Origin of the sequence: Plantactinospora sp. KLBMP9567 (assembly GCF_033446045.1) — a bacterium.
Lineage (GTDB): Bacteria > Actinomycetota > Actinomycetes > Mycobacteriales > Micromonosporaceae > Plantactinospora.
The window spans coordinates 266,146-287,958 of sequence record NZ_JAWQRR010000016.1 but is presented as its reverse complement, the minus strand read 5'-3'; the positions used below and the strand labels follow the sequence as shown (position 1 = coordinate 287,958).

The window sequence follows — 21,813 nt, the reverse complement described above, 5'->3', positions numbered from 1 at the left end:
TAACGGTGCGCCGGGGGTCCGCCGTGGTGTCCTGGTAGAAAGGCCGGATGGATGCAGACCGGACCCCCGACGACCACGAGCCGACCGGCGGGCAGCCCGACGATCGGGGGCCGGCCGCCGCGGAGCCGGGGTCGGTACGCGAGCGGGCCGAGGGCGTACTGCGCCGGTTGGCCGGCGAGCACGCCCGGCTCCGGGACGACCAGTGGCGGGCCATCGAGGCGCTGGTGGTGCAGCGGCGCCGGGTGCTCTGCGTGCAGCGGACCGGCTGGGGCAAGTCCGCCGTCTACTTCGTCGCGACCGCCCTGCTCCGGCAGTCCGCCGAGGCGGGGGCGGGGCGTACCGGGCCTACCGTGATCGTCTCGCCGCTGCTGGCGCTGATGCGCAACCAGGTGGAGGCGGCGGCCCGGGCCGGGATCCGGGCCCGCACCGTCAACTCGGCCAACCTCGACGAGTGGGACGAGATCGTCGCCGAGATCGAGGCCGGCACGGTCGACGTACTGCTGATCAGCCCGGAACGGCTGAACAACCCGGACTTCCGGGACGGCGTACTGCCCCGGCTCGCCGCCACCACCGGGCTGCTGGTGGTGGACGAGGCGCACTGCGTCTCCGACTGGGGGCACGACTTCCGTCCCGACTACCGGCGGCTGCGTACCTTCCTGGCCGGGTTGCCGGCCGGCACGCCGGTACTGGCCACCACCGCCACCGCCAACAGCCGGGTCACCGACGACGTGGCCGAGCAGCTCGGCGACGCACTGGTGCTGCGCGGACCGCTGGACCGCGAGTCGCTGCGGCTGGCCGTACTCGACCTGCCGAGCCCGGCGCACCGGCTCGGCTGGCTGGCCGACCAGCTCGACCGGCTGCCGGGCTCCGGGATCATCTACACCCTGACCGTGGCGGCGGCCGGCGAGACCGCCGAGTTCCTGCGCGGCCGGGGCTACGCCGTCGCGTCGTACACCGGCCAGGCGGACGACGCCGACCGCCGCGCCGCCGAGCAGGACCTGCTCGACAACAAGATCAAGGCCCTGGTCGCCACCTCGGCGCTGGGCATGGGATTCGACAAGCCGGACCTGGGTTTCGTGGTGCACCTGGGTGCGCCGCCGTCGCCGATCGCCTACTACCAGCAGGTCGGCCGGGCCGGCCGGGCCGTCGCAGCGGCCGACGTGCTGCTGCTGCCCGGTGCCGAGGACCAGGCCATCTGGCGGTACTTCGCCTCGCTGGCCTTTCCGCCGGAGGAGCAGGTCCGGGCCGTCCTCGCCGCCCTGCATCCGGACCGTCCGCTCTCCACACCGGCCCTGGAGCCGATCGTCGACCTGCGCCGGACCCGACTGGAGCTGATGCTCAAGGTGCTCGACGTCGACGGCGCGGTACGCCGGGTCCGGGGCGGCTGGCTGGCCACCGGTGAGCCGTGGCACTACGACGCGGCCCGGCTGCGCCGGGTGGCGCAGGCGCGCACCGCCGAGCAGCAGGCGATGCGGGAATACACCGCGACCGCCGGTTGCCGGATGGAGTTCCTCCGCCGCTGCCTGGACGACCCGGCGGCGACCGCCTGCGGGCGCTGCGACCGTTGCACCGGGGCCCGGTTCGACGCCGACGTGTCGGCGCCGGCGCTCGCCGCCGCGCAGGCGTTCCTCGGCCGCCCCGGGGTGCAGATCCCGGCGAAGAAGCTCTGGCCGACCGGGCTGGAGGCGGTCGGCGTACCGCTGCGCGGCAAGATCGGGCCGGCCGAGCAGGCGTACCCGGGGCGGGCGGTCGGGCGGCTCTCCGATCTCGGCTGGGGTGGCCGGCTGCGCGCGCTGACCGGGCCGGAGGCGCCGGACGCGGAGTTGCCGGAGGACGTGGCGACCGCCGTGGTCGAGGTGCTGAAGGCGTGGGCGCACGGCGACGACCCGTGGCCGGCCCGGCCGGTCGCCGTACTCGCGCTCGGTTCGCGGCGGCGGCCCCGGCTGGTGCACGGGCTGGCCGACCGGATCGCCCGGGTCGGCCGGCTGCCGCTGCTCGGCGAGGTGCCGGCCCGGGACAGCCCGACCGGTGCCGGCCCGCGCGGCAACAGCGCCCAGCGGGTACGCGCGCTGCACGGCGCCTTCCCGCTACCCGAACCACTGGTCGGGGCGTTGGCCGGGCTGACCGGCCCGGTCCTGCTGGTCGATGATCTCGTCGACTCGGGCTGGACCATGACGGTCGTCGCCCGCCTGCTGCGCCAGGCCGGTGCCCCAGGCGTGCTCCCGTTCGCGCTCGCCGTCGCCGGCTGACCGATCCGAGTGCGGGGTGGGGCTCAGCGAGGTCGGCCGTATCCGACGATCGGCTGGTAGTCGACCCGGTCGATTCGGATCCGGGTGCCGGTACGCGGCGCGTGGATGATCTTCCCGTCGCCGACGTAGATGGCGACGTGGTGCAGGTCACGGTAGTAGAAGACCAGGTCACCGGCTTGCCGGGCGGCGCGGTTGATCCGGGTCACCGCCCGGTACTGCCGAGCCGCGTTGTGCGGCAGCCGGACGCCGGCAGCCGCCCAGGCGGCCGAGGTGAGCCCGGAGCAGTCGTACCCGTCCGGACCGTCCCCGGCCCACCGGTACGGCTTGCCGAGCTGGGCGTACGCGAACCGGACGGCCTTGCCGGCGGCCCCGGCCGGCGGCTCGGGCAGCCGGGACGCGGCCCCGGCGGGCGGCTCGTCGGGGCCGGGCAGTCGGGCGAGCCGGGCCAGTTCGGTCTCGATCGCCAGCTTCCGCGCGGCGAGCTGCCGTTCCTGGCTCCGCTGCCGGGCGGCGAGCGCCTCGACGGTGCGGCGCGCCCTGGCCAGCCGGTCGTGCGCCTCGGTCAGCGCCGCGATCACCCGGTGCTGCTCCCGGCTCAGCCGGTCGAGCAGGAGCAGCGGGTCCATCAGGTTCTCCGGAGTGGCGGCGCCCAGCAGGCTGCCCACCACTCCCAGCGCGTGGGTGTCGCCGGTGCGGTACGCCCGGGCGGCGATCAGGCTGACCTCGGTACGGTGCGCCTCGATCGCGCGCTCCAGCGGCCCCATCCCGGCGTGCAGGGCCGCGCTGCGCGCCCGGGTCTCCCGCAACGTCTCCCGCAGGTCGTTGTACTGCTCGACGACGATCTCCAACTGCTCCGCCGCGTCCGCGATCCGCTCGGCGGGGTCGCTGGGCGGTGCGGCTCGGCCTGGTGCGGGGACGAGCGACAACGCCACGGTCATCCCGACGGCGAGTGCTGCGGCGCGACGTGGCAATGCGGTGGTCGGCACGATCTATCTAACGATCGATGCCGACCGGAGGCCACGCATAGAAGTCGTTCGGTTTCGTACCGTGATGCCTGTCGCTCGCCGGAGATCGTCGGTGGCCGGCGCCGCAAGGATCCCGGTGGTCGACGTCGTCGACCTGACGCGCCTGGACCGCCGGCCCGGGACGGTCAGCCGCCGGACCGGGACGGTAACCTGCCGGTCGTGACGCGTGAGCAGCCAGCGGCGCGGGAGACCGGCCGGACCGGGCCGGTGTCGGGCGCTGCCCGGCGGGCGGCGGACGGCCCTTCCCGGGACCGTCGACCGGCCGGCGACCCTGCCGGATCCGCCGAATCGGCCGTGCCGGACCGGGGCACGGTACGCCTCGCGCTCACCGTGGGTGGCCTGGTGCTCGCCCTGCTCGCCGGGTTCGGACTCGGCCGGATGGACGGCGGCGGCACTCCGGCGGCCGGCGGTGGCGGGCAGCCGGCGGCCGGCGCCACCGACCACAGCCATCCGCCGGGGACGGGGCCGCACGAGCATCCCACCGGGGCGCCCGGCGGTCCGGCCGGCGGTGCCGAGCCGGGCGGCCTGAGCGTGAGCGCGAGCGGCTACACCCTGGTGCCGACCGGCACGACCCTGACCGCCGGTCGGGCCCAGGACTTCCGGTTCCAGGTACGCGGCCCGGACCGCCAGCCGGTGACCGGGTACGCGGTGGTGCACGAGAAGCCGCTGCACATGATCGTGATCCGTCGGGACCTCGGCGGCTATCAGCACCTGCATCCGACGATGGCGATGGACGGCACCTGGAGCGTGCCGCTGACCCTGCCCGCCCCCGGCGTCTGGCGGGCGTACGCCGACTTCACCGCGCTGGACGGCAGCGGCGGGCAGTTGCCGCTGACCCTCGGGGTGGACCTGGTGGTCGCGGGCGACTACGCCCCCCGACCGCTGCCGGCGGCGGCCCGGGAGGCGACGGTTGACGGGTTCACCGTCACCTACGAGGGCACCCCGCAGGTCGGGGCCAGCCAGCCGCTGCTGTTCCGGGTCTTCTCCGGCGGCAACCCGGTCGCCGCGCTGGAGCCCTACCTCGGCGCGTACGGGCACCTGGTGGTGTTGCGGGAAGGCGACCTGGGCTACGTGCACGTCCATCCGGAGCCCGAGTTGGTGGGCGGGGCGGTGAAGTTCTGGCTCGCCGCGCCGAGTTCCGGGCGGTACCGGATGTACTTCGACTTCCAGGTGGCCGGCGCGGTGCACACGGCCGAGTTCACCCTGACGGTGCCCTGAGCCGGAAGCCCGGCCCGAGACCCTGCCGCCCGGGAACCTGTCCAGCGGCGATGACACCTCCGGTCAGCCGGCGCGGCGGACCGGCCGGTGTGCCAGATAGCGCAGCATGTCCCGGATCAGCTTCTTCTCCTCCGGCGGTACGCCGGGGTCGGCGAGCCGACTCATGATCACCCGGAGGTCGGCGTCCACCGGCGACTCGATCCGGTCCCTCCGGGGCGGGCCGGGCTGCTCGCCGTCGGGCAGGCCGAGCGCCCGGAAGGCCACCCCGACCGGTACGTCCAGGGCGGTGCAGAATCCGCGTACCTTGGCCAGCTCCGGATAGTCCTGCCAGTCCCCGGCGAGCCAGCGGAACAGGGTGGAGCGGCCCACACCGGTGTGCGCGGCGACGTCGCTGACGGTCCAGCCGCGCTCGCTCTTGGCGTCGTCGATGGCACGCCGGACGAAGCGGGCGAAGGCCGCCTGCGGCGATTCCTGTGCGGCACCGATGCTCAGCGGAAAACCCTTTCGCCCGGACTTCGGGTGGTCTTTCGAGAGTAATCCGGAAGCGTGGCCGGCAACCCGACTGATCGCACCCACCCCGCCCGTACCAACGGTCGGCCGGCATCGGCCCCGGCTACCCGATCGTCCGAAGAGTTCCGCCGGTACGGCCGATGAACCGCCGGTCGGTGGCCCGGCCCCGGGCGCTGCGGCCCGCCTCCCCCGTGGCCGTGCGGCGGCACGGGTGGCGGCCGGGGCCGGGCGGCAGCACGAACGGCGGCCGGGCGTGCGCGCAGCACGAGGCGGCCGGCGGTGCGGGTCAGCCCGGGTGGCCGCCCCGGTCCGGGCGATCGTCGCCACCGGTCCCCGCCGGTCCCGGACCGCTGCCGGGGCAGATGGTGCGGGTCAGGCCGAACCGAGCAGGGTCTGCAACCGTGGGGTGAGCTGCCAGTCGCCGATCAGCGCCCGGTAGTCGTCGCGCTGCCGGTCGGTCGGCTCGGCGCCGGTGTGCCGGGCCCGGAGCAGCAGGTTTCGCGGGGTGTGCTGGGAGTCGACGAACTCCACCACCTCGACCCGGTAGCCGTGCAGCCGGAGCAGCGCCGCCCGCAGCGCGTCGGTGAGTACGTCGGCGAAGCGCTCCCGCAGGATGCCCTGCCGGACCAGCAGGTCGTACGGGCCCGGGGCCGGGTGTTCCCGCAGTTGCGCGGCGAGGTCGTGGTGGCAGCACGGGGCGGCGAGGATCCAGCGGGCTCCCCAGCGCACCGCCCGGGCCAGCGCCTCGTCGGTCGCGGTGTCGCAGGCGTGCAGCGCCAGCACCAGGTCGGGAGCGGGTTCGACCGTCGCCTCCAGGATGGTGCCGGCGACGAAGCGTACCCGGTCGGCGTAGCCGAGCTGCTCGGCGAGCGCGGTGTTGCGGCGTCGCTGGTCCTCGCGTACGTCCACGCCGACCAGTTCCACCTCGATACCCCGCCCGGCCAGGTAGCGGTACGCCGCGAAGCTCAGGTACGCGTTGCCGCAGCCGAGGTCCACCACCCGCAGCGGGCCGGTCAGCTCCTCCGGCAGGGTGGCCGCGAGGGCGCGCAGGAACGCGTCGACCTGCCGGCGCTTGGCCGCGCTGCCACCGATCGCGGCGAACAGCGGGTCACCGGGGTCGAGCAGGTGCTCCCGGGCCCGGTCGTGCGAGGTGGCCGGTGTCGCGGGCCGCTCCGCGGCGACCTGGTGCAACTGCGCCTCGCCCCGCTTGGTGACCCGCAGTTGCAGGGTGGCGGTCGCGGTCTCGACGTGCCAGTTGCCGAACGGCTCGGCCAGCAGCGCGTCGACCGCCGCGTCCGCCTCGGGGCCGGGTGCCACGTTCCGGGTGAACGGCCGGGCGCCGTCGTCGGTGACGATCTGGAGCCGGGCGCCCGACTTGAGGGCGACCGGGCGCAGTTCGGCGCGTACCACGGTGGGAAGTTGCCCGCGCCGCCGCCCGGCGGCGACGGCGCGGGTCAACCCGGGATCGAGCAGCAGCGCCCGCACCTGCGCGAGCGCTGCGTCAAGCTGTTGCGGCATCTACTCGCCGGTGGCGGCGTCGCCACCGGTACCCCGGCGACTGCGGCGGCGCCGGCGGCGCGGCTTGGCGGACCCGTCGGCCTCGACCGCGGTCGACGCGCCGCCACCGCTGCCGGCCTCGGTCGCCTCGGTCCTGGTCGCCTCGGTCCTGGTCGCCTCGGCCCTGGTCGCGCCGGCCTCGGCCGGCTCGGGCGCGCCCTGCGTGCCGGCGACGACCTCGCCCGCCCGGCGCCGGCGGCGCGGCCGGCGGCGCGGCTCGTCCTCGCCGGTCACCTCGGCCTCGGGGACCGCCGGGTCGGCCGTGCCGGCGCTGCGGCCACCGCCGGCGCGCCGGTCGCGGGACCGGCCGGCGCCGTCGCCGCGACCCGGCCCGCGCCGGCCACCGGTGCTCCGGGACCGGCCGCCGAGGTCCTCCTCGACCTCGGCCGACAGCCCGGCCCGGGTCCGCTCGGCGGACGGCAGGGTGCCGGCGACGTCGGTCGGGACGTCCAGGTCCGTGTAGAGGTGCGCGGAGGTGTGGTAGGTCTCCGGCGGCTCCGGCATCTCCAGCCCGAGGGTCTTGTCGATGATCCGCCAGCGGGGCATGTCGTCCCAGTCGACGAAGGTCACCGCGACCCCGGTGGCGCCGGCCCGACCGGTGCGGCCGATCCGGTGCGTGTAGGTGTCCTGGTCCTCCGGGCAGTCGTAGTTGACCACGTGGGTGACCCCGGTGACGTCCAGGCCCCGGGCCGCCACGTCGGTGGCGACCAGGATGTCGATCTTGCCGGCCCGGAACGCCCGCAGCGCCCGCTCCCGGGCGCCCTGACCCAGGTCACCGTGTACGGCCGCGACCGCGAACCCACGGAAGTCGAGGTCTTCGGCGACCCGGTCGGCGGCCCGCTTGGTACGGGTGAAGATCATCGTCAGTCCGCGCCCGCGCGCCTGCATGATCCGGGCGACGATCTCGATCTTGTTCATCGAGTGGGTGCGGTAGACCAGTTGCTCGGTCAACGGCGACGGACCGGTCTCGGCGGTGTGCCCGGCGTGGATGTTCACCGGGTGCCGGAGGAACCGGCGGGACAGCGCGACGATCGGCTCCGGCATGGTGGCCGAGAAGAGCATGGTCTGCCGGTCCTCCGGCAGCATCGCCAGGATCTTCTCGACGTCGTCCAGGAAGCCCAGGTCGAGCATCCGGTCCGCCTCGTCCAGGACGAGCGCGTGCACCCGGTCCAGCCGGATCTGCTTCTGCTTGGCCAGGTCGAGCAGCCGGCCCGGCGTACCGACCAGGATCTCGACGCCCTTGCGCAGCGCCTCGACCTGCGGCTCGTACGCCACGCCGCCGTAGATCGGCAGCACCCGTACGCCCCGGGTCTTGCCCGCCGCGGCGAGGTCCTTCGCGACCTGGAGCCCCAGCTCCCGGGTCGGTACGACGACCAGCGCCTGCGGCAGCCCGTCGCTGCCCTCGCCGGGCGCGAAGAGCCGCTCCAGCAGCGGTACGCCGAAGCCGAGCGTCTTGCCGGTGCCGGTTGGCGCCTGGCCGATCAGGTCGGTGCCGCGCAGCGCGATCGGCACGGCGTATTCCTGGATGGCGAACGCCCGGGTGATGCCCACCGCTTCGAGTGCGGCCACGGTCTCCTGACGGGCGCCGAGTTCGGCGAAGGTGGGCGCCTCGGGTCGGACCGGTGCGTCGGCGGCCAGCGCCTGGCCGGCCATGATGTTTTCGATGTGATCGCTCATGTGGTTGTGGGGGTGCCCTCTCGTGGTGCGCCCCGTTCGTCCGTAGGGCGCGATGTCGGTATGGCGCGGGCCACACGGTCGACGGCTGAACGCCGAGTAGAAGACCGGGCCGCACGCGCGCGCCGCAGGGCAGAATTTCCGGAAACGATCGAGGTCTTCCGGGCCTCTGCCTCCTTCGGCAACTGATCCATGCTACCTGAGCCCGGCAAACGACGTCTCCGGTCCCGGGACGCGGCCGCCGACCGGGGTCCGGCGATGTGACATACGTTACACATCGGCTCCAGCGGATGGCCCACGTACCCGGCGACTGCCGGGCCGGCGGGGCGTGCCGCTCGGTGCGGGGCGTCCTCTTCCGGCGGGCCCGGCCCGGGCGGCCGGGCGGTACCCTGCGGGCGTGTCCGCCCCCGCAGAGCCCGCCCCGATCCCGTCCCGCACCCCCGCCGAGCCGACCGGCCCGACCGTCCCGGGCGCCGTCGTCGACCTGCTGGGCCTGGTCGCGTACGGCGAACTGGTGGCTTTCGACCGGATGGCCGCCGACGCCCGGTTGGCCCCTGATCTGGGTCGACGTGCCGTGCTGAGCGAAATGGCCGCCGTCGAGATCGCCAACTACCGGCGGCTCGCCGACCGGCTGACCGAACTCGGTGTACCGCCCGGCGAGGCGATGGCCCCGTTCGTGCCGGCGCTCCAGTCGTACCACGACTCGACCGAGCCGAAGGACTGGCTGGAGGCGCTGACCAAGGCGTACGTCGGGGACGCCGTCGCCGACGACTTCTTCCGGGAGATGGCGGGGTTCCTGGCCGAGCCCGACCGGCAGCTCGTGCTCGACGTGCTGCACGGCTCCCGGTACGACGAGTTCGCCGGTCAGGAGATCCGGCTCGCCATCCAGGCCGACCCGAAGATCGCGAACCGGCTCTCGATGTGGGCCCGGCGGCTGGTCGGCGAGGGGCTGTCCCAGGCGGGACGGACCGCCGGCGAGCGGGTGGCGCTGACCGCCCTGATCGCGACCGGCTTCGACGACCAGTCGGGGGTGCAGGCGCTGTTCAAGCGACTGACCGCCGCGCACACCGCAAGGATGTCGGCGGTCGGGCTGAACAACTGAGCCCGGTCGGGGCGAACAACTTCCGTCCCGGGTTGGCCGCGACCGCCGCCCGGATGCTGCGCCCCGGTACCCGCGGCCGCAGGTCGTCCACGGCGACCCGGCCCCGGTGCTGCCGGTGGTGGCGACCAGGCGGTGTTCCGCCCCGGACGGTGCCGGGGCGAGCGCGGGTCAGCGGGCGACGAAGCCGACCGCCCGGGGCGATGCCTCGGCGATCTCGACGTAGGCCACCTTGCTGACCGGCACGATGACCCGACGGCCCTTCTCGTCCGTCAGCGACAGCGTGCCGTCGTTGCTGCTGAGGGCGTCGGTCACGATCTGCTCGATCTCGGCCGGCGTCTGCGCGCTCTCCAGGACCAGCTCGCGCGGCGCGTACTGCACGCCGATCTTGACCTCCACGTGGCCTCCTCGTTCGGGGCGAAAGATCCGCCGTCGGAAAGGCTATCCGATCCGCGCCGGTTACGTTCAGGCTGACTCGCCCTGCAACCGTTCAGGCTGACTCGCCCTGCAACGGAAAGCTCGCGATCCCGCGCCAGGACAGCCCGGTGAGCAGCGCCTCGGCTTCGGCCTTCGGCACCTGCCGCCCGCCGGCGAGCCAGAACTGGGCCGCGGTCTCGGCCGCGCCGACCAGCCCGGAGGCGAGCAGTTCGGCCCGGGACCGGCTCACCCCGGTGTCCGAGATGATGGCATCGGTGATGGCGGCGATGCAGCCCTGCTCCACCCGTTCGACCCGCTCGCGTACGGCCGGCTCGTTGCGCAGGTCCGACTCGAACACCAGCCGGAACGCGCCGCTCTCGTGGTCGACGAAGTCGAAGTACGCCCGGACGGCCCCGCTGACCCGTTCCTTGTTGTCGGTGGTCGCCGCCATCGCCTCCCGGACCTTGGCCACGATCGCGTCGCAGTGCGTGTCCAGCAGCGCCAGATAGAGCTCCAGCTTTCCGGGAAAGTGCTGGTAGAGAACGGGCTTGGAGACCCCGGCCCGCTCGGCGATGTCGTCCATCGCGGCCGAGTGGTATCCCTGGGCGACGAACACGTCCTGGGCCGCCGCCAGCAGTTGCTTACGCCGTGCCGAGCGCGGCAGCCGCGTTGGGCGGCCGGCCGTGTGCGCGCCGTTTCCCACCTGGGTCATGGTCACCTCCGCTTCACCTCGCACGCCGTCGACTCGTTCCGACCGGAGCAGGGATCCATCACTCGACTGCCGAATTGGCCCGCCGCTGTAACTTATCGGCACTGCCACCACACGGTAGCCTCAGCGGGGGCGACCAAGGAGCGCACGGTGGACGAAACAGGGCAACCCGGAGCCCCCACACCGGGAGAACACGGTAACGGGGCAGGTCCGCAGGGTGACCCGGCCCGTCCCGCCAACGGCTGGGCGGCCGACACGGGCTGGTCCGGCGCCGAGGTCGGCGTCGATCCGAACGGACGGCAGTGGCACCAGCCGGTCGAGCCGGCGGTGAGCCGCGGCTGGGCTGACCACTCGGCCTACAGCCCCCGCCCGCTGCCGGTCTCGCCCAGCATCCCGATCCGCGAGCTTCGGCAACCGGTCAACGGCGTGCACCTGGGCGAGGTGCCCGAGCCGGAGCGGGGCTGGAGCGGCGGACCGGGCTATCCGTACGAGGTGGAGGCGGCCGATCCGACCGGCCGGCCGGGAGTCGGGCCGGAGCTGCCGGGCGCCGCCGTCACGGACTATCCCGGGCAGCCGGGGCAACTCCCGCCGGGCGAGCCGGATCAGTCCGGTGCCGCCCGGCACGCCTTCGGCGAGCCCGGCTACGCAGAGCCGGAACGCGCCGGCATCGGACCGACCGGCCACCCGCCGCGCTGGGGGGAGCCGGCGGCACCGGCCTACCCCGGACCGACCTCCGGACCGCCGGCCGCGGTCTCGGGACCGCCCAGCACGGCACAGGCACCGCCGGTGGTGACATCGGGCCCGCCGGCCGCCATCTCCGGACCGCCGGCCGTGACCTCCGGGCCGCCGTTTGCGCAGCCCGGGCAGGTGGGCGGCGGGGCGCCGCCCGAGCACCTGGTCGCGGCGGATTTCGAGCGCGGCCGCGCTTTCCGGCCACCGGCCGAGCAGGACCATCCGCCGGTGACCGAGATGACCGCGCTGATGCCCGCCGTACCCCGCCAGCCCGACCGTTCCCCGGCCCCGCCGCCCGTTCCGGAGCAGGCCGGGCCGGCGGGACCGGGCTGGGGTCCGGCGGAAATCGACGAGCGCGGACCTGCGCCGGTCCATCCGGCCGACGTCCGTGCTCAGGAGCCGGCGAACTGGTCATCCGGCTGGGCCCCGCCATGGGCCCCGGCCGGCGTACCCCTGGAGCAGGAGGGCGGCCGGCAGCCGGAGAGCCAGCACGCCGCAGAGGCCGTCGCGCAGCCCGAGCCGGCCCACGAGCCGGAGATCCCCGGCGGGCGGGAGCAGCACTGGTCGCCGAGCTGGGCCGACCAGCCGGCGCAGCGGGTACCCGAATCGCCGACCGGGCCGATCCCCCGGGAGGGGCACGCCCTGCCGCCGTCGGCCAACCCGGGCTTCGCGAACCCCGCGGCTGCCCGGCACGTCCCGGCGGCGCCGGAGACCGCGGGCCGGCGGTCCGCGCCGAACGAGCCCGGCGGCTATCCCGGGCCGGCCGCGCTCGGGCCGGAGGCGCCGGGCTACCTGCCGGGTCCCGGCGGGCTGTCCGGTCCGACCGGGCCGGAGTCGCCCCGCTACCTGCCCGGCCCGGCCGGGCTGGCCCCCTCGGCGCCGGGCGCGGAGCAGTCGGGCCCACCAGGCCCGCCCCGGGGACCCGCCCCGGGTGCGGAGTCGGCGGGCCATCCGTCGCCCGGGCCCGCCCCCGCTGTCGAGCCTTCCGGTTATCCGTCCGGGCCGACCGGCCCGCCGCCGGGTGCCGAACCAGCCGGCTATCCGCCGGTCGGGCAGGCACCCGGATATCCGTACCGGCGGGAGGCCCTGGCGTTGCCGACCGGGCCGAGCTACCCCGGCGCGCCGTACCGCTATCCGGAGTCGGCCCCGGCGGAGCCCGCGCCCGCCGCGCGGCCGGCGGACCCCGGTGACGTGTTGCCGCAACGCGTCCCGGCCGAGCCAGACGTGCCCACCGTGCCGGAGCCACCCGCCGTGGAGCCGCCCGCCGAGACGCCCGAGCTGGCCCGGATCGCCACCCATCTGCGTCGGGAGGACGGAGCGGCACAGCTGCGCGAGCGACCGGACGGCTTCGACGTCAACGCGATCCTGGACGCGGTCCGGGGAGTCGCCGGGGTACGCGACGCCTCGCTGCGTACCACCCCGGCCGGGGCGCACAGCCTGCGCCTGGACCTCGCCGACGGTGCCGATCCCGCCGAGGTGAGCCGGCACGTGGCACGGCTGCTCCAGGAGCGGATGGGACTGGCCGCCGCCCCGCAGAACCTGCCCGGCGCGCCGGCACCGGCACCGACCCCGCCCGGCTTCACCGGGACCGCCGCGCCGACCCGGCCCGCGGGGCAGCCCCGGCACGCGCCGCCGGCCGAGCCGGAGCCCCGGGCCGAGCCGGTGATCGAGGAGCCGCGTCGCCGGCACCAGGCACCGGGTCACCGCGGCCGGGCCACCGTCGGCGAGCCGCCGACGGTGTCGCCGCCCGGAGAGGCCGGCCGGGGCGGTTCGCCGCTCGGCGCCAACCCCAGCACCGTCGGCAGCTCCTACTCCGGAAGCCCGGTGACCACCACCGAGACCGCGCCGTCCCGGCCGCTGAACCCGGGTTCGCCGCCCGGACCCCGGGTGATCATCGACCACGTGCAGGTGAGCACCTTCGGCCTGGACGCCACCGTCGAGGTACGGCTGGCCGCCGGGAGGCAGCCGGCGGCCGGGCTGGCCACCGGTCCCGCCGTCGACGGGTACGTGCTGCGGCTCTGCGCCGTGGCGGCGGCCGCGGCCATCGACGAGCTGCTCAGCGCCTCCACCCGGGTCACCGAGCGGGGCCGCTGCTTCGTCGAGCACGCGGCGGTGGTGCCGTTCGGCAGTTGCGAGGTCGCCACCGTGGTGGTGCTGCTGGTCTGCGACGGCTGGGTCGAGCAGCTCGCCGGCTCGGCGCTGGTCTCCGGCGACCCGCGGCAGGCGGTGGTCCGGGCCACCCTGGCGGCGGTGAACCGCCGGCTTGAGGCGTTGCTCACCTGACCCGACCGGCGGGGCAAACGGAACGAACCGGGGCGGAGGCATCCAGACGGGCCTCCGCCCCGGACCCGTTCCCGGCCCGGCCTGGCCCGGCCCGCCGCGTGATCTCCGTACGGCCGGCACACTTGACTGATGAAGCGTGCGCTGCTGGCGGCGGACGAGTCGATCGCCCGGGACGAGGTGCCGCCACCCTGGCCCGGCCGGGGCGTACGGGTCGACGGCTCGATCACCTACGTCCGGGAAACCCCGGCCACCCGGTCGGACGCCGAGCCGGCGCTCTACGTGCACGGGCTGGGCGGCTCGGCCCAGAACTGGACCGACCTCGCCGGTCTGCTCGCCGACCGGCTCGACGGGCACGCCATCGACCTGCCCGGTTTCGGACGGAGCGACCCGGCCCGGAAATACACCATCCCGGCCTTCGCCGACCGGGTGATCCGGTACATCGAGCACTCCGGTCGGGGGCCGGTGCACCTGTTCGGCAACTCGCTCGGCGGTGCGGTCTCGGTACGCGTCGCCGGTCTCCGCCCCGACCTGGTCCGTACGCTCACCCTGGTCTCACCGGCGATGCCGTTCCTGGACCCGCGCCGGTCCCTCCAGGGCCGGGTGCTGCCACTGCTGGCGGTGCCCATGGCGGAACGGTTCGCCTCGCGCTGGCTGACCCAGCTGGCGCCGGAGGAGATGGCCCGGCAGGTGATGGAAGCGTGTGTCGCCGACACCACCCGGATCTGCGACCAGCGCCGGCTGGAGGCGATCGAGGAGATCCGGATCCGGTACACGACGGAGCACTACGCGGCGGCCTATCTGCGTACGCTGCGCGGCCTGGTCGGCAGTTTCGTCCGGGCGTACCTGCCCGGGTCCGGCTCGCTGTGGCGGATCGCCACCATGATCACCGCCCCGACGCTGGTGATCGGCGGTGGGCAGGACCGGCTGGTCGACGTCCGGGTACCGGCGCAGGTGGCCCGGGTGATCCCGGACAGTCGACTGCTGCTGCTGGCCGGTGTCGGGCACGTCCCGCAGCTCGAGGTGCCCCGGACGGTCGCCCGGGCGGCGCTGGCGCTGCTGGACGAGACCAGCCCGCTGCCGACCGCCCCCCGCTGACCGCCGCCCCGTGACCACGGCCGACTCCGGCGGGTGATCTGGAGTCATGGGTGCAACCAACCGGGCGGGCCGGGCGTACTAAGTAACTGTGTGGAAGAGCGAGCGTCGCCAACCCCCGGCACCGGGTGCCGTACCGCCGGCTTCCGACTCGCCGCACCGGCGCCGGGCCCGGCGGTTCCGGCGCGGCCGGAGGCTGGCGGTGCTCATGCTGGCTGTGGCCGGCGCGGTCGGGGTGGTCGGGGTCCTGGTGCCACCGGCCGACCGGTTGACCGGGGACGAGCCGCAGGCCGCCGCCCAGCCGGCCGTACCGGCGACGACGCCGGCCGCCGTCGCGACCGCCACCCCGACGCCCACACCGAGCCGGCCGCCCGCGCCGGTGCTGCGGCTCACCGACCCGGTGCCGTCGACCGGGCCGGGCAGTTTCAGCTACGCCACCGGCCGGGGCGAGGTGCTGGGCCGGGCCGGGGCGGTGCGGCGCTACCGGGTGGCGGTGGAGCGGAACGTCGACGAGCACGTCGCGGAGTTCGCCGCGAAGGTGGACGCCTCGCTGGCCGATCCGCGCAGTTGGATCGGCAGCGGGCGGCTGCGGTTGCAGCGGGTACCGGACAAGGCCGGGCACGACTTCACGGTGTACCTGGTCACCGCCGGTACGGCCCGGCAGATGTGCGCCGCGTCCGGAGTGGACATCCGGGTCGGCGGCAAGCCGTACACCTCCTGCCGGGGCACCGGACGGGTCATCATCAACCTGGACCGCTGGATGCGCTCCGTCCCGCACTACGTGTCCGCCAGTGTGCCGCTGGACCGGTATCGGACGTACGTGGTCAACCACGAGGTCGGACACGAGCTGGGGCACGGGCACGAGCGCTGTCCCCGCCGGGGTCGGGCCGCCCCGGTGATGATGCAGCAGACGCTCTTCCTCAACGGCTGCGTGCCGAACCCGTGGCCGTACCTGGAGGGCGAACGGTACGCCGGTCCCTCGCTGTAGGCGGTGGGAAAGCGACCTGGACGCTGACCCGCCGGCATGAAGAAAGCGACCCTGGACGCTGACCCGCCGGCATGGAAGGCTGAGGCCCGCCATGACGAATCCGGCAAACCCTCCCGACCATGGCCGTTTTCCCGCGCGCTCCGGCGGCCGGCTCGAACGGCAGCGGGTCGCCGCCGCCTAGGCCCGTCGACGGCGCCGCCGTACCGTCGCGCTCGCCCTGCTGGCGGTCGCCGCCGGCCTGCTCACGGTCGGTCTGGTGCACACCCGGCCGGGCGGGTTCGGGTCGACCGTGGCGGCGGCCGGCCGGGGTGGGGTGGTCGCCGGGGCGGCGAGCACGGCGGCCGGGCGGAGCGGTCCGACCACCGATCCCGGCGCCGGCTATCCGACCACCGGGCCGGGCACCTTCGGGTACGCCGCCGCCGGCCGGGTGCTCGGCAAGGCGGGTACGCTGCGTCGGTACCACGTCGCCGTGGAGCAGGGCATGGGGCAGGACGTGGCCACCTTCGCCGCCGCCGTCGACGCGGTGCTCGGCGACCCACGGGGCTGGACGGCGTCCGGGAAGCTCCGGCTCCAGCGGGTGGCCAAGGCGACGAAGGCCCAGTTCACCGTCTTCCTGGCCACCCCGGGGACCTCGGAGCGGATGTGCGGCACCGCCGGCCTGCACACCGAGCGGTACGGCTCGTGCCGGCTGCCGGGGCAGGTGGTGCTGAACGTCGCGCGCTGGCTGACCGCGGTGCCCGACTACGGTGCGTCACTTGAGGTCTACCAGGCATTCGCCGTGAACCACGAGGTCGGGCACGAACTCGGCGAGGAGCACCAGGGCTGTCCCCGGCCCGGTGCACCGGCGCCGGTGATGCTCCAGCAGACGTACGGGCTGCGCGGCTGCGCGCCGAACGGCCGGCCGTACGTGGACGGGCGGCGGTACGTCGGTCCGCCGATCCCCTGACCGGCGGTCGTATTCCCCGCTCCCGGATTTCGGGCAGGTGTTTCAGCTCATGGTCTATTCGCACTCCGGCGAGGAACAATGGCCGGACATGCCACTGTCGATGCGCTCAGCCGCCGGCTGAGCGAGGATCCGAACCGGGGAGTCCACCGTGTCACTGCCCCCGCTCGTCGAGCCCGCCGCCGAGCTGACCGTTGACGAGATTCGCCGCTACTCGCGCCACCTGATCATCCCGGACGTCGGGGTCGAGGGGCAGAAGCGGCTCAAAAACGCCCGGGTGCTCTGCGTCGGTGCCGGCGGCCTCGGCTCGCCCGCCCTGATGTACCTGGCCGCGGCCGGGGTCGGCACGCTCGGCATCATCGACTTCGACACCGTCGACGAGTCGAACCTCCAGCGGCAGATCATCCACGGTCAGTCGGACGTCGGCCGGTCGAAGGCCGAGTCCGCGGCGGCGAGCATCCGCGAGATCAACCCGCTGGTGCAGGTCGAGATCCACAACACCGCACTGGACCGGGACAACGTGCTGGAGATCTTCGGCCAGTACGACCTGATCGTCGACGGTACGGACAACTTCGCCACCCGCTACATGGTCAACGACGCGGCGGTACTGCTCGGCAAGCCGTACGTCTGGGGGTCGATCTACCGGTTCGACGGGCAGGCGTCGGTGTTCTGGGCCGAGCACGGCCCCTGCTACCGCTGCCTCTACCCGGAGCCGCCGCCGCCCGGCATGGTGCCGTCCTGCGCCGAGGGCGGGGTGCTCGGCGTGCTCTGCGCGTCGATCGGCTCGATCCAGGTCACCGAGGCGATCAAGCTGCTGACCGGGATCGGCGAGCCGCTGGTCGGCCGGCTGACGGTCTACGACGCGCTGGAGATGTCGTACCGGAAGATCAAGGTCCGCAAGGACCCGAACTGCGCGCTCTGCGGGGAGAACCCGACCGTCACCGAGCTGCTGGAGGACTACGAGGACTTCTGCGGCGCGGTCTCGCCGGAGGCCGAGGAGGCGGTGGCGGACTCGACCATCACGGCCCGGGAGCTGAAGGAGTGGCAGGACGCCGGCAAGGACATCTTCCTGGTCGACGTCCGGGAGCCGGCGGAGTACGAGATCGTCCGCATCCCCGGCGCGACGCTGATCCCGAAGGGCGACATCCTCTCCGGTACGGCGCTGGCCACGCTGCCGCAGGACAAGCAGATCGTGCTGCACTGCAAGTCCGGCGTACGCTCCGCCGAGGCGCTGGCCGCGGTGAAGGCCGCCGGTTTCCGCGACGCGGTGCACGTGCAGGGCGGGGTGCTCTCCTGGATCAAGCAGATCGACCCCTCGCTGCCTGCCTACTGAACCTTCCCAACCTCGCACCGGGCCCGACCCGGTACCCCGAAGCGGGGCAGCTCCCTCCCGGAGCTGCCCCGCTTCGCGTTGGCAATATGGTTGCTCAGTTGTGTAGCAGATGTACTATCTCCTCGCGTAGAGGTTGGACGAGGGGGTGTAGATCTATGACCATCGCCGAGACTCCGGGCCGGACCTCCGAGCCCGCCGGGTCGCCGGTCGAGCAGCCCGTGCTGGACGTCCGTGATCTGCGGATGCGCTACGGCAGCACCGACGTGCTGACCGGCGTCACGTTCACGGCCCGGCCCGGCGAGGTGCTGGTGCTGCTCGGCCCCAACGGTGCCGGTAAGACGACGACCATCGAGATCCTGGAGGGGTTCCGGATGCGGTCGGCCGGCGAGGTCGCCGTGCTCGGTGTGGACCCGGCACACGGGGACGAGCGGTGGCGGGCCCGGCTGGGCGTGGTGCTCCAGTCCTGGCGCGACCACGCCAAGTGGCGGGTGCGCGAGCTGCTCGGCCACCTCGGCTCGTACTACCTGCCCTACTCCACCGACCAGATCCGGCGGCCGTGGGACGTCGACGACCTGATCGACGCCGTCGGGCTCAACCCGCACGCCACCAAGCGGGTCGGCCAGCTCTCCGGCGGGCAGCGGCGGCGGCTGGACGTCGCGATCGGCATCGTCGGCCGTCCCGAGCTGCTCTTCCTCGACGAGCCCACGGCCGGGTTCGACCCGGAGGCCCGGCGCGAGTTCCACGACCTGGTGCACCGGCTCACCGACCTGGATCAGACCACGATCCTGCTCACCACGCATGACCTGGACGAGGCCGAGAAGCTGGCCGACCGGATCCTGATCCTGGCCGGCGGCTCGATCATCGCCGACGGCTCGGCAGACCAACTCTCCCGGCGGATGTCCTCGGAGGCCGAGGTCAAGTGGAGCCGGGACGGGCAGCGGTTCGTGCACGCCACCACCGATGCCACCACGTTCGTCCGGGAGTTGTTCCAGCAGTACGGCGACGGCGTCGCCGACCTGGAGGTCCGGCGAGCGAGTCTGGAGGACACCTACATGGCGCTGGTCCGGGAGTTCGAGTCCGGCCGGAGCCTCGCCACGCTGCGCGAGTTCGAGGAGGCGGGCCGGTGAACCCGACGGTGATCGCCCTCCGGGCCGGGGTACGGCGCGGCGGGATCGAGGTGCGGCAGAGCCTGGTGAGCGTGCAGGACCTGTGGAACTACTTCTTCCCCAATCTGGCGTTCCTGGTCGTCATGTTCTTCATGCGGGACGCCACGGTGCCCGGCACGAACTTCTCGCTCGGCGCCCGTACGCTGCCCAGCGTGCTCGGCGGCGGGCTGGCGTTCGGCGCGCTGGTGACGATGATGATGGCCCTCACCGTCGAACGCGAGGACGGCACCCTGCTGCGGGCCAAGGCGATCCCGAACGGCATGCTCGGCTATCTGGTCGGCAAGGTGGTGCAGGTCTCCGGGATGACGCTGATCAGCTCCGTCATCCTGGTGATTCCCGGAGTCTTGCTGGTGAACGGGGTGGAACTGCGCGGCCCGGGCGCCTGGCTGACCCTGCTCTCGGTCCTCGTACTCGGCCTGGTCGCCTGCCTGCCACTCGGTGCGATCCTCGGCTCGCTCTTCGCCAATCCCCGCAACGTCGGCGTCATCATGCTGCCTATCATGGGCCTCGTCGCGACCTCCGGGATCTTCTATCCGATCACCACCTTCCCGGTCTGGCTGCAGTGGATCGGCCAGGCGTTCCCGGTCTACTGGCTGGGCTTGGGCACGCGTTCGGCCCTGCTGCCGCCCGAGCTGGCGGCGGTGGAGATCGGCGGGTCCTGGCGACACCTGGAGACCTTCGGCATGCTCGCCGGCTGGGCCGTGCTGGGCCTGGTGGTGGCGCCGATCGTGTTGCGCCGGATGGCCCGGCGGGAATCCGGTTCGAGCGTCGCCGCTCGGAAGGAGAAGGCGATGCAGAGGATCAACTGATGAGCGAGGCGATCTACAACCGCATCGCGGTGCTCCGCGCCGAGCGCGGGATCTCCCGACGGGATCTCGCCGACGCGCTCGGGGTGCACTACCAGACGATCGGTTACCTGGAACGCGGCGAATACAACCCGAGCCTGCACCTGGCGCTGCGGATCGCGCAGTACTTCGAGGTTTCGGTGGAGGTGGTCTTCTCCACCGAGCCCTTCCCCCGGATCGGCGCCGCCGAACGCGCCACGGCCTGACCCGGCAGCCGCCGGGCGGTGCCGGTGCAGCGCCGGTTCGGTGCGGCGGATGGTCCTCGTCGGCCACGCAGGCCACGCGCCGGATCGCTGCAGAGACGACGTTTGCCTGCCGCCACCACTGCCGTGCGCGCACTGTCGAGCTGCCCCGCTTGTGCACCCACTCGGTGCCCTCCGGGCCGGGTGGTGCCCTCCGGGCCGGGTGGTGCCCTCCGGGCCGGGCGGTGCATCCGGACCGGGACGGCGCAGTCGGACCGGACCGGGCGCCCCCGCACACGCGATTCATCGACCGGAGCCGGCTGGATCGCCAGCCCTCCCGACTCAGCCCAGGAGCGTCTTCTCGCCACTGAAGCCGGCCACGATCTCGCGTGCCCCGTCCGTGCACCCAGCTCGACAGTGCGGAAAACTGGGGTGGCGCCGGTGGCCGGGCGCGGTTCGATGGGCGGGCGGATACCGTTGCCCCGTCTGTGCACCCAGCTCGACAGCGTCGCGGGCGGACACCTCGGAGCCGGGCCGGGCCGGTCGGGGAGAGCGGTGGTACGGGTACCCGCCGATCAGCGGATCAGACCAGCAGCACCAGGTCGTCGCGGTGCACGACCTCACGCTCGTAGCCGGGGCCGAGGGCGGCGGCGAGTTCCGAGGTGGAGCGGCCGAGCAGGCCGGGCAACTCCACCGCGTCGTAGTTGACCAGTCCACGGGCGACCGCCGACCCCGCGTCGTCCACGAGGTCGACCGGATCACCGGCGGTGAAGGTGCCGTCCACCGCCGTGATCCCGGCCGGCAGTAGGGACTTGCGCCGGGCCACCACCGCCTGCACCGCACCGGGGTCCAGATGCAGCCGACCCCGGGGCGAGGTCGCGTGGGCCAGCCAGAAGAGCCGGGCCGCCGGGCGCTGGCGTACCCGGTGGAAGAAGGTGCCGACCGGCTCGCCGGCCAGCGCCGCGGGCGCCAGCGGCGCGGAGGTCAGCACCACCGGGATGCCGAAGCCGGTCGCGATCCGGGCCGCCTCCACCTTGGTCACCATGCCGCCGGTGCCGACCCCGGCCCGGCCGGCCCGGCCGATCGCCACGTCGGCCAGATCCTGTTCGTCGCGGACCTCCTCGATGCGGACCGTGCCGGGACGGGCCGGGTCGCCGGTGTAGAGCGCGTCCACGTCGGAGAGCAGCACCAGCAGGTCGGCGTGGACCAGTGCGGCCACCAGCGCCGCCAACCGGTCGTTGTCGCCGAACCGGATCTCGTCGGTCGCCACGGTGTCGTTCTCGTTGACGATCGGCACCGCGCCGAGGTCAAGCAGTTTGCGCAGCGTGCGATAGGCGTTGCGGTAGTGCGCTCGCCGGGTCACGTCGTCGACGGTGAGCAGCACCTGGCCGACCGTACGGGCGTGCCGGGCGAAACCGGCCGAGTAGCGGCCGATCAGCAGGCCCTGCCCGACGCTGGCTGCGGCCTGCTGGGTGGCCAGGTCACGGGGGCGGGCGGCCAGCCCGAGCGGGGCCAGGCCCGCGGCGATCGCCCCGGACGAGACCAGCACCAGCTCCCGCCGGTCCGCCGGGCCGACCCGCTTGCGGCCCGGCCCGGCCGGTCGGGTACCGGACTCCGGGACCGGTGCGCCGGCCGGACCGTCGGCCAGCCAGCCGGCGAGTACGTCGGCCAGCGCGTCGATCCGCGCCGCGTCCAGGCCACCGGCGGCGGTGGTCAGCGAGGACGAGCCGACCTTGACCACGATCCGGCGCGCTGTGGTAACTGCTTCCCGCACCCGCCCATTCTGCGGTG

General features: G+C 74.1%; 18 protein-coding genes. 11 read left to right on the top strand and 7 right to left on the bottom strand.

The features are described 5' to 3' along the window. Window positions 1-47 precede the first annotated feature (47 nt). On the top strand, window positions 48-2,249 hold the full coding sequence (locus tag R6Y94_RS12825; RefSeq protein WP_318396018.1) for a RecQ family ATP-dependent DNA helicase: 2,202 nt from the start codon (window positions 48-50) through the stop codon (window positions 2,247-2,249). Window positions 2,250-2,272: 23 nt separating this feature from the next. Here R6Y94_RS12825 and R6Y94_RS12820 read toward each other — a convergent pair whose 3' ends face one another. After that, window positions 2,273-3,235 (bottom strand): C40 family peptidase, encoded by a 963-nt coding sequence (locus R6Y94_RS12820; RefSeq protein WP_318396017.1) that lies wholly within the window; start codon window positions 3,233-3,235, stop codon window positions 2,273-2,275. Between the two features lie 198 nt (window positions 3,236-3,433). Here R6Y94_RS12820 and R6Y94_RS12815 point away from each other — a divergent pair, with 198 nt between their 5' ends. Continuing rightward, window positions 3,434-4,492 (top strand): hypothetical protein, encoded by a 1,059-nt coding sequence (locus tag R6Y94_RS12815; RefSeq protein ID WP_318396016.1) that lies wholly within the window; start codon window positions 3,434-3,436, stop codon window positions 4,490-4,492. Between the two features lie 63 nt (window positions 4,493-4,555). On the opposite strand, the gene R6Y94_RS12810 is transcribed toward R6Y94_RS12815, so the two are convergent. The 3 genes from R6Y94_RS12810 to R6Y94_RS12800 form a co-directional block, all read right to left on the bottom strand. Next, the gene (locus R6Y94_RS12810) at window positions 4,556-4,978 is read right to left on the bottom strand and encodes a helix-turn-helix transcriptional regulator (protein WP_318396105.1); all 423 of its coding nucleotides are present in this window, start codon (window positions 4,976-4,978) and stop codon (window positions 4,556-4,558) included. Window positions 4,979-5,374: 396 nt separating this feature from the next. Beyond that, entirely contained in the window at window positions 5,375-6,520 is a 1,146-nt protein-coding gene (locus R6Y94_RS12805; RefSeq protein WP_318396015.1) for an SAM-dependent methyltransferase, read from the bottom strand. Next, on the bottom strand, window positions 6,521-8,236 hold the full coding sequence (locus tag R6Y94_RS12800) for a DEAD/DEAH box helicase (protein ID WP_318396014.1): 1,716 nt from the start codon (window positions 8,234-8,236) through the stop codon (window positions 6,521-6,523). Between the two features lie 394 nt (window positions 8,237-8,630). On the opposite strand from R6Y94_RS12800, the gene R6Y94_RS12795 reads away from it, so the two are divergent. Continuing rightward, a complete protein-coding gene (locus R6Y94_RS12795; RefSeq protein WP_318396013.1) occupies window positions 8,631-9,335 on the top strand; it encodes a ferritin-like fold-containing protein in 705 nt (234 codons plus the stop codon). A 168-nt stretch (window positions 9,336-9,503) separates the two neighbouring features. Here R6Y94_RS12795 and R6Y94_RS12790 read toward each other — a convergent pair whose 3' ends face one another. Both R6Y94_RS12790 and R6Y94_RS12785 read right to left on the bottom strand, forming a co-directional pair. After that, window positions 9,504-9,731: a DUF3107 domain-containing protein gene (locus tag R6Y94_RS12790; protein ID WP_318396012.1), complete on the bottom strand. Its 228-nt coding sequence runs from the start codon at window positions 9,729-9,731 to the stop codon at window positions 9,504-9,506. A gap of 91 nt (window positions 9,732-9,822) precedes the next feature. Then, window positions 9,823-10,461, bottom strand: a complete 639-nt coding sequence (locus R6Y94_RS12785; RefSeq protein ID WP_318396011.1) for a TetR/AcrR family transcriptional regulator — start codon at window positions 10,459-10,461, stop codon at window positions 9,823-9,825. Window positions 10,462-10,608: 147 nt separating this feature from the next. Between R6Y94_RS12785 and R6Y94_RS12780 the strand changes: the two genes are divergently transcribed. The 8 genes from R6Y94_RS12780 to R6Y94_RS12745 all read left to right on the top strand — a co-directional run bounded on the left by R6Y94_RS12780 (window position 10,609) and on the right by R6Y94_RS12745 (window position 20,046). Continuing rightward, on the top strand, window positions 10,609-13,473 hold the full coding sequence (locus R6Y94_RS12780) for a hypothetical protein (protein WP_318396010.1): 2,865 nt from the start codon (window positions 10,609-10,611) through the stop codon (window positions 13,471-13,473). A gap of 129 nt (window positions 13,474-13,602) precedes the next feature. Then, a complete protein-coding gene (locus R6Y94_RS12775; RefSeq protein ID WP_318396009.1) occupies window positions 13,603-14,568 on the top strand; it encodes an alpha/beta hydrolase in 966 nt (321 codons plus the stop codon). Window positions 14,569-14,773: 205 nt separating this feature from the next. Continuing rightward, entirely contained in the window at window positions 14,774-15,553 is a 780-nt protein-coding gene (locus tag R6Y94_RS12770) for a DUF3152 domain-containing protein (RefSeq protein ID WP_318396104.1), read from the top strand. A gap of 256 nt (window positions 15,554-15,809) precedes the next feature. Next, the gene (locus R6Y94_RS12765; RefSeq protein WP_318396008.1) at window positions 15,810-16,499 is read left to right on the top strand and encodes a DUF3152 domain-containing protein; all 690 of its coding nucleotides are present in this window, start codon (window positions 15,810-15,812) and stop codon (window positions 16,497-16,499) included. 127 nt (window positions 16,500-16,626) lie between these two features. Beyond that, the gene (gene moeZ, locus R6Y94_RS12760) at window positions 16,627-17,829 is read left to right on the top strand and encodes an adenylyltransferase/sulfurtransferase MoeZ (protein ID WP_318396103.1); all 1,203 of its coding nucleotides are present in this window, start codon (window positions 16,627-16,629) and stop codon (window positions 17,827-17,829) included. A 155-nt stretch (window positions 17,830-17,984) separates the two neighbouring features. Then, window positions 17,985-18,956, top strand: coding sequence for an ABC transporter ATP-binding protein (locus R6Y94_RS12755; RefSeq protein WP_412102747.1), 972 nt, complete (start codon window positions 17,985-17,987; stop codon window positions 18,954-18,956). Next, entirely contained in the window at window positions 18,953-19,804 is an 852-nt protein-coding gene (locus R6Y94_RS12750; protein ID WP_318396007.1) for an ABC transporter permease, read from the top strand. The genes R6Y94_RS12755 and R6Y94_RS12750 overlap by 4 nt, the downstream gene beginning before the upstream one ends. Next, on the top strand, window positions 19,804-20,046 hold the full coding sequence (locus R6Y94_RS12745; protein WP_318396006.1) for a helix-turn-helix transcriptional regulator: 243 nt from the start codon (window positions 19,804-19,806) through the stop codon (window positions 20,044-20,046). Before R6Y94_RS12750 ends, R6Y94_RS12745 begins: the two co-directional genes overlap by 1 nt. Before the next feature lie 559 nt (window positions 20,047-20,605). On the opposite strand, the gene proB is transcribed toward R6Y94_RS12745, so the two are convergent. Then, complete coding sequence (proB, locus tag R6Y94_RS12740) at window positions 20,606-21,796, bottom strand: glutamate 5-kinase (RefSeq protein ID WP_318396005.1); 1,191 nt, start codon at window positions 21,794-21,796, stop codon at window positions 20,606-20,608. Window positions 21,797-21,813: the final 17 nt, after the last annotated feature.